This is a genomic window from Kitasatospora sp. NPDC058243, from assembly GCF_042882025.1.
Taxonomy (GTDB): domain Bacteria; phylum Actinomycetota; class Actinomycetes; order Streptomycetales; family Streptomycetaceae; genus Kitasatospora.
In genome coordinates this window covers 46,767-52,766 of the sequence record NZ_JBHVWW010000028.1, presented here as the reverse complement: position 1 = coordinate 52,766, position 6,000 = coordinate 46,767, and the positions used below count along the sequence as shown (strand labels likewise).

Here is a 6,000-nt window from a genome sequence, read left to right as displayed (position 1 = left end):
CTGCCTCTGAACTGCTCGCCCATCTTGGTTCCTTTGTGTGGACGGTCGTCGTTCCCCTCTTTTTTCTGGCCCTCAACGCGCCTCTTTCTCCTCCCCTCGGCCCCCCCAGGGCCTTGACCTGCTGCTACTCGCCTCGAAGCGGCTCCATGACGAACCCGAGCCGCGGGGGCACAGGCTCGCCGTCGGGACGTTCGAGCAATGGCCCGAAAGCTTCGAAGTCCTGCTGCCGGTAGCACGCGACCAGGTCTGCGTACCGCGGATCGATCCACTCCATCGGATGCCTCCTACTCGTGTGCCGGCAGCGTACGCGTTCCGAGTCCGCTATTCAGCGGGCTTGGTGCAGGGCTTCTCCGGTTTCTTCATCGGCCTGATTGAACAGCTGGGCGAGTGCTGACAGCTCGCCGCTACGGTCACCAGGCTGTCGTCCGTCGGCGGCCGCCACAGTTCCTGGTCGACCTCGAAGCCCGCCTCCCGGATGGCAGCCTGGGTCTGCTCCATGATGTCCTGGTCGAAGTTGCCCGGGTCGAATCCCGGGCTGTGGTGCACGAACCGGCCCTCGCGCTCGCACAACTCGGCGTACGCCTCGGTGTGGACGAGGAACGCGTGCCAGCCCTCGTCCACGATCCTGGACGGCGCCATGGCCAGGTGCGGGCGGCGGGCGCCCACGACCACGAACGCGATGGCTTCCCGGGTGATCCGGGTGGCCATCGCGACGTCCATGCCCTCGTTGTTGGAGAGCACGGTGGAGATGACGGAGTCGAACGTCGCCGCGCTCACGAACTGGTCCGGAGCGGTCGGGGGCGGCGCCAGTGCCGGGGTGGGTTCGGGAGTGATCATGGTAGTGCTCCTCTCGGTGTGGCGAGTGGTGCAACCTCCTGGGCCGACGTCGTCAGGCCCGGGGAGGAAACGGAGGGTTGATCAGGGCGTTTCGACCTGATCGCGAGGGGGCTGGTTCGGGCCACCGGTGGGAGATCCGCTCGGCAGGTTGCGAACGCAGGGGCACCCCGACTGGCCGCAGAGGCATACCAGCACCCGAGCACCGCACTCGTCCCACAGGCCGCCGGGACACCCGTGGTGGGCGTCGAGTTGGCACTCGGCGCTGACGTAGCACCCGGCCTGGGCTGTGTCCAGAGTGATGACGATGCCGGAGGGGACGTCCGGTCTGGAGATCATTGCGGCTCCTCCAGTTCGGCCCAAACGACCACCGCGCCAGTTGCGTCCGTGGATCCCCATGAGGTGCAGGACTGCACGATGGCCAGGACATCAGCCCAGCGTTCGACTGATTCGTCGACAGGCGCGGGGACGCTCAGGCGCACTACTCCAGCGTTGGGGCGCGTAACGCGTACGTGGGCGCCTGTGGCCTGACCGAGCGCAGCCTTCACGGCTCCTGCGCACATGCCGATCTGCACCGATCCCCCAGTACATGTAAGGATTAGCTCTACACATACAGTAGGGCCTGGCCGCATACTCTGTCACCCACCGAGCACGGAACGTAGGAGGACATGCATGGCAGGCGACGCCGAATCCCCCTACCTCCGCATCGCAGACCACATCCGCGAACGGATCCTCACCGGCCAGCTCGCAGCCGGAGCCCAGTTGCCATCTCTCGCTGCACTGCGTGAGGAATTCGGCTACTCCCACGGCGTCGGCCAGAACGCCTACCGGCTACTTGAATCCGAGGGCCTGGTCGTCGCCCGCCATGGCCGCGGCTACTACGTCCGCAGCCAGGAACCGCCCACCGTCCTGGTGCGCCGTCAACGCGCACCCCGCGGCGACGGCAGCCCGACGGAGGCCACCCTCGCCAGACAGGGTGTCGCCGGTACTTGGCGGCACGAATCTCAGCCTCGTGCCGCCGAGGCCCGCATCGCGGCCCGGCTGGAAATCCAGCCCGGCGATCCGGTGATGCACACGACCTACGTGTACCTGGCCGACGGAGACCCGGTGCAGCTCGCAGAGAGCTGGGAACCGATGGCCACCACTGGCGGCAGCTTGATTGTCTTGCCCGAGGCCGGTCCACACGCTGGTATCGGCGTCGCCGACCGCATGGCGATCATCGGCATCGACGTGGGCGTGCCCGTTGAGCGCGTGAGTGCCAGGGCTGCCACGCGACCTGAGGCTCAGACCCTCGGCGTTGCACCCGCTGTCCCGGTGATGGCAATTGAACGGACCTACTACGACCAGGCCACCAGGCGCCCAGTTGAGACCGCAGACATCGTGCTCACCTCGCGCTGGGTTGCTGAGTACGGGCGCGCCCCACGTTCCTGACTTGCATGGTCCGATGCCGGTCGCACGATGGCGGCATGGCCGATACGCCGACGGACGGTCCTGGTACGAGCCGGACGCGGACAGCGTGTGGCGGTGGACGCACGACACCCCGTAACGACGAAGCGCCCCCGCCAGGCCGAAGCCGAGCGGGGGCGGAGCGATCCCCGCGAGCGCGGGGCCGATCCCCGGCCGAGGAAAATGCCGGAGTGTCCCACAGAGCGATCCCCGCGAGCGCGGCGCCGATAGGGCCGTGCTGTTCCCCGGCGAGCCGGTGCTGGAGCAATCCCCGCATGTGCGGGGCCAACCCGTACAAGGTGGAGCAGGACATCGAGCGGCGGGAGCAATCCCCGCGAGCGCGGGGCCGACCGCCCCGAGTGCACGCCGGCCGATCACAGCAAGGAGCAATCCCCGCGAGCGCGGGGCCGACCCGCGAAGAAGGCCGGCCCCCCGTCCGCCCGGAGCAATCCCCGCGAGCGCGGGGCCGACATGCCCGCGATCTGCTGGAAGGCGGTGCCGGCGGAGCAATCCCCGCGAGCGCGGGCCCGATCAGTCACGTCCGGATTCGTCTTCCGGTCTGGAGGAGTAATCCCCGCGTGTGCGGGGCCGACACCGCGGCCTTCGCCTTGATGGTGCCGAAGGTGGAGCAATCCCCCGCGAGCGCGGGGCCGATATGTAGATGACGTACGCCCTCTTCCTCTACGGGGAGCAGTCCCGCGAGCGCGGGGCCGATCCCCGCCTCCCCATGGGTCGGGGTGGCGGGGGTGGGGGAGCAATCCCCGCGAGCGCGGGGCCAACAGCGCGAGTTCGGCGAGGGCGACGTGCTCAGCGGAGCAACCCCCGCGAGCGCGGGGTCGACTGGGCCGTGCCGTTCCCCGGTGAGCCGGTGCTGGAGTAATCCACGCGTGTGCGGAGCCGACCCGCGCCTGCGGACGCCGAAGAGCATCGGCCAGGAGCGATCCCCGCGAGCGCGGGGCCAACCACGCCGGATATCGCCTGCGCGGCTTCCTCGACGGAGCAATCCCCGCGAGCGTGGGGCCGACTGGCCGAGCCACAGAGGTACGGCGCCGATGTGGGAGCGATCCCCGCGTGTGCGGGGTCGACACTGCGTCAAGGACGCACCCGGGGACGTACCCCGAGTAATCCCCGCGCGTGCGGGGCCGACTCCTTGTGAAGCCGCTCACCGAACCCGCTGAAGGAGCAATCCCCGCGGGCGCGGGGCCGGCGACTCGTCCGAATTGGCGCGGATGAAGAGGTAGGAGCAATCCCCGCGAGCGCGGGGCCGATACCGACCGGGCACCCTGCCGGGGCGACCTGCGAGAGCAATCCCCGCGCGTGCGGGGCCGACCGCGTCACCGACCGGACGGGCGGCCCTGTGGAAGGAGCAATCCCCGCGCGTGCGGGGCCGACGTGATTCTCGGTGGTGACGCGGACGTGGACAAGGAGCAATCCCCGCGCGTGCGGGGCCGGCGCGGTCTTCACCGACCACGCCCGGCGGCAGCTGGAGCAATCCCCGCGCGTGCGGGGCCGACGGGGTGAACAGCCGGCCCTGGGTGAGGACGACGGAGCAATCCCCGCGCGTGCGGGGCCGACGCATCAGCAAGTGGCCACAGGGCAGAATCAGGGGAGCAATCCCCGCGCGTGCGGGGCCGACGACAACGGGCGCCGGGCGGAAGTCATGCCCCAGGAGCAATCCCCGCGTGTGCGGGGCCGATCGAGCAACCGCGTTCGTCCACGCCCGCACCGCGGAGCGATCCCCGAGAGCGCAGGGCCGACCTCTCCCAAGCCGTCCCCTTGGCCTTGTTGGGGGAGAAATCCCGCGGGCGCGGGGCCGATGCCGACGACGCCCTCGACGCGACCTGGTGGCCGGAGTAATCCCCGCGAGCGCGGGGCCGATCGGGTGGTGGTCGCCTCGATGTCGAGGCGGAAGGAGCAATCCCCGCGAGCGCGGGGCCGATTGGCTGGACAGCGCGGTCGCGCCCGCCGACTGGGAGTAATCCCCGCGAGCGCGGGGCCGATATCTCGTCCCACACCGCCACGTAGCTGTCCAGGGAGTAATCCCCGCGAGCGCGGGGCCGATGGTGATCGTGATGTCCTGCGGGTCCAACTCCGGGAGTAATCCCCGCGAGCGCGAGGCCGATACTTCCTGACCTGCGGTGATTCGTGTCAGGGGCCGTCAGTTGATTCAGTTCGATTAGGCAGGCGGTCTGTGAAGGAGTTAATGCTTCTTCGTGCACGTGGGGAGAGTTGTCAGCTGTGTCGTGCGCTCCCGAAGCGTACTCGTGGGGGAAGGTCCGGGGCGGTGCTTGGGGACGGTTGGCGTTGGTATCCGCCCGAGGTCAGGAGGTGGCTGGGTGGGCGGGGGCGGCGTATTGCTGTCGCAAATGCTGTGTGCCGTGGTGGTGGCGGAGGTCGTTTGGGATCGCTTCCTGCCGCCGGTGACGCCGGGGGGTCTGGATGCTCTCGCTCGGGTCGAGGTGCGGTGCCGAGCGGCAGGTCCGTCGGCAGCCTCCCGCCCGCCAGCTTGCCGCTCGTCGTCCCGGTGCCGCGCTCTGGGGTGTTGTCCGCTGTCCTGGAGGCCGTTCCGGTCGGTGGTGCAGGTGACGATTGCGGGGCGTTGGTAGACGGTTCGGCGAACTCGACGGTGTCGCGGCGGGCGTCGGGCAGCACCGTGGTGTGTTGCCAGTGGCGCGGGCCCGTGTGCCGGTCGAAGGCGGTTGGACACCGTCTTCGACCGGCCCTGGCAGGCTCGTGTCCGCCTTGCTCGCACCCTCGACGAGACCAACTCCCGGTGGTCAATGGTGCGACGGGCTGGTCCCCTGAACCATCCCCGCGAGTGCGGAGCGGACATGAAGCGGATCCGGTGGCAGCCCTTGGAGTAATCCCCGCGAGTGCGGGGCCGACAAGGCGTACGGCTGGCACCGCTGAGGAACGCTGGAGCAATCCCCGCGTGTGCAGGGCCGACCACGCTGACGACCACGAAGCGGGCTTCCACCGGGAGCAATTTTTGCGAGCGCGGGGCCGAGCTCTCCCAAGCCGTCCCCTTGGCCTTGTTCGGAGAGTAACTCCCGCGAGTGCGGGGCCGACCTCCGCGTGTCGACGGAAGAGAAGGCCAAGGGAGAGCAATTCCCGCGGGTGCGGGGCCGATCGGTCGTCGAGGGCCCGGCGAGCGTCGTTCACGGAGCAATCCCCGCGGGCGCGGGGCCGATGCCGTGACGAACTGGCGCCGCCTGAACCCCGACGAGCAATCCCCGCGGGCGCGGGGCCGATCCCGCCGGACCAGGCGCCGATGCCCTCATGGCGGAGCAATCCCCGCGGGCGCGGGGCCGATACGGCGCCACCCATCATCTTCTTCATGGCGGCGGAGCAATCCCCGCGGGCGCGGGGCCGATTCGACGGCCTCGCCACCCTGGACGAGGCAGTCAGAGCAATCCCCGCGGGCGCGGGGCCGATGCCGGATGGCCCAGGGGCACGTCAATCCGACCGGAGCAATCCCCGCGGGCGCGGGGCCGATCGGCGAGAACCAAAGCGGCGCCCATGCGGTGGAGAGCAATCCCCGCGGGCGCGGGGCCGATGCTTTTTGACCTGGGGTGATTAGTGGTCGAGGGGCCTGATTGGTTCAGTTCGATTGGTAGGGGTCCCGTCGAACAGTCGATGCGGTGTTGCCATCTCTCCTTGCCCCAGGGGTGGTTATCGATGTCGTGGCCTGAGTTCTCGAAGCGTACCCGCAGGTGGAGG

General features: G+C 69.6%; 2 protein-coding genes and 2 CRISPR repeat arrays. Of the genes, one reads left to right on the top strand and one right to left on the bottom strand.

All coding sequences use genetic code 11. The features are described 5' to 3' along the window. Positions 1-321 precede the first annotated feature (321 nt). Entirely contained in the window at positions 322-837 is a 516-nt protein-coding gene (locus tag ACFVX9_RS19795) for a glycine-rich domain-containing protein (RefSeq protein ID WP_380374317.1), read from the bottom strand. Between the two features lie 669 nt (positions 838-1,506). On the opposite strand from ACFVX9_RS19795, the gene ACFVX9_RS19790 reads away from it, so the two are divergent. After that, positions 1,507-2,265 (top strand): GntR family transcriptional regulator, encoded by a 759-nt coding sequence (locus tag ACFVX9_RS19790; protein ID WP_387982725.1) that lies wholly within the window; start codon positions 1,507-1,509, stop codon positions 2,263-2,265. A 154-nt stretch (positions 2,266-2,419) separates the two neighbouring features. Further along, a CRISPR array of direct repeats spans positions 2,420-4,403; the repeat unit is 30 nt; unit sequence GGAGCAATCCCCGCGCGTGCGGGGCCGACG. 865 nt (positions 4,404-5,268) lie between these two features. Continuing rightward, positions 5,269-5,837: direct repeats of the CRISPR family, unit length 28 nt; unit sequence GAGCAATCCCCGCGGGCGCGGGGCCGAT. Positions 5,838-6,000 lie beyond the last annotated feature (163 nt).